4 protein-coding genes are annotated in these 1,486 nt (G+C 53.5%); all 4 read left to right on the top strand.

Annotation, left to right across the window (positions count from 1 at the left end; translation table 11 throughout):
* A partial coding sequence (locus IV91_RS19250) for a hypothetical protein (protein WP_233418479.1) occupies positions 1-198 on the top strand: 198 nt, incomplete at its 5' end.
* A 44-nt stretch (positions 199-242) separates the two neighbouring features.
* The gene (locus IV91_RS0112915; protein WP_031599112.1) at positions 243-497 is read left to right on the top strand and encodes a type II toxin-antitoxin system Phd/YefM family antitoxin; all 255 of its coding nucleotides are present in this window, start codon (positions 243-245) and stop codon (positions 495-497) included.
* Complete coding sequence (locus tag IV91_RS0112910) at positions 494-922, top strand: type II toxin-antitoxin system VapC family toxin (RefSeq protein ID WP_031599110.1); 429 nt, start codon at positions 494-496, stop codon at positions 920-922. The genes IV91_RS0112915 and IV91_RS0112910 overlap by 4 nt, the downstream gene beginning before the upstream one ends.
* Before the next feature lie 141 nt (positions 923-1,063).
* Positions 1,064-1,486: RNA-guided endonuclease InsQ/TnpB family protein (locus IV91_RS16065; RefSeq protein WP_035418193.1), on the top strand; the 423-nt coding region annotated here is incomplete at its 3' end.

The following is a 1,486-nucleotide window of genomic DNA, read 5'->3' as shown; positions in this document are numbered from 1 at the left end:
CTGCCTGCTGTGGCGAATTCTCCTGCTACGCTTGGTTTCCATACCTGCTCTCCTGTGTCACAATCTGAAGAGGAGTATGCAGAAAAATTATCCAGGAAAATACAACGCCGCTGGCTTACCGCTTACCCCAAACCGGCGGAATTTGTCCACTGTGCTGACCGTTTACCGACTCTGAAACACTTGCACTCGCTTGAATGACGTAGTAACATCACTACATCATTCAAGCGTACGGGGGTGTCGTCATGACCATTACCACCTTATCAAGCCGTGAGTTCAACCAAGGGGCGAGCGAGGCAAAACGGGCCGCAAACAACGGGCCGGTGTTCATCACAGATCGAGGCCGACCGGCCCATGTGCTTATGAGCTTTGAGGACTATCAGCGGCTCACAAAGCAGCGGCGCAACATTGCCGATGCGTTGGCTATGCCTGGTATTGCCGACATCGAGTTTGATCCGCCGCGTGTGACCATCGAAACTCGACCGGCTGATTTCTCATGATGTTTGTTCTCGATACCAACGTGGTGTCCGAACTGCGCAAGGTGCGGCTTGGTAAGACCGATACGAACGTGACGGCATGGACGGAAAGCGTTGATGCCGCTGACCTCTTTGTGTCGGTCATCACCATCATGGAACTGGAGCTTGGCGTTCTGTCGATTGAGCGAAAGGACGCCACCCAGGGGGCCATGTTGCGCTCGTGGCTAGAGCAGCACGTATTGCCTGAGTTCTCCGGGCGCACGCTGCCTGTCGATACCGTCGTGGCACAACGCTGCGCCAGGCTGCATGTACCCGACAAGCGCGGCGAGCGCGATGCACTCATCGCGGCAACAGCCCTTGTGCATGGCATGACGGTGGTCACTCGCAACGTCGCTGATTTTAAGCCCACGGGAGTGCCACTCATCAATCCGTGGGAGGTATCGCAGTGACGGGAAACAGATGTTTTCCGTCACTGGCGGCAGTTGGCATCAATGCATTATCGTCCTCTCCGTAAAACTTCGGCGTTTACGCCGGAGATATAAGGAGAAATCTCTTGACTTACGCCTTAAATTCACTGTATAATTACAGTCATGTTGATTCAACGCGCCTATCGTTACCGATTTTACCCGACGCCTGACCAAGCCGATCAGCTTGCGCGATCATTTGGTTGTGCGCGATGGATCTACAATTGGGGCTTGAAGGAGAGGTCGACTGCTTTCTACAACAACGGTCAGCGCGTGTACTACAAGGATTTGGCGGCACGCCTCAAGGGTCTGAAACAGGACCCTGAAACATCATGGTTGAGTGAAGTGTCGTCGGTCGTCCTGCAGCAATCGCTTCGTCACCTGGACACGGCTTTTACAAAATTCTTCAAGAAGGAATCGGACTATCCCACGTTCAAGTCTCGCCGGGACAACCAGTCGTGTTCGTACATGCCAAACGCCTTTGCTTTTCGTGAAGGAAAGTTGACGCTGGCCAAGCATGAAACTCCTTTGGATATTTGCTGGAGTCGT

Source organism: Ferrovum myxofaciens (assembly GCF_000735045.1).
GTDB classification, from domain to species: Bacteria; Pseudomonadota; Gammaproteobacteria; order Burkholderiales; family Ferrovaceae; genus Ferrovum; species Ferrovum myxofaciens.
Note: the sequence above shows the minus strand (reverse complement) of the source record. Positions and strands in the feature narration are given on the sequence as shown.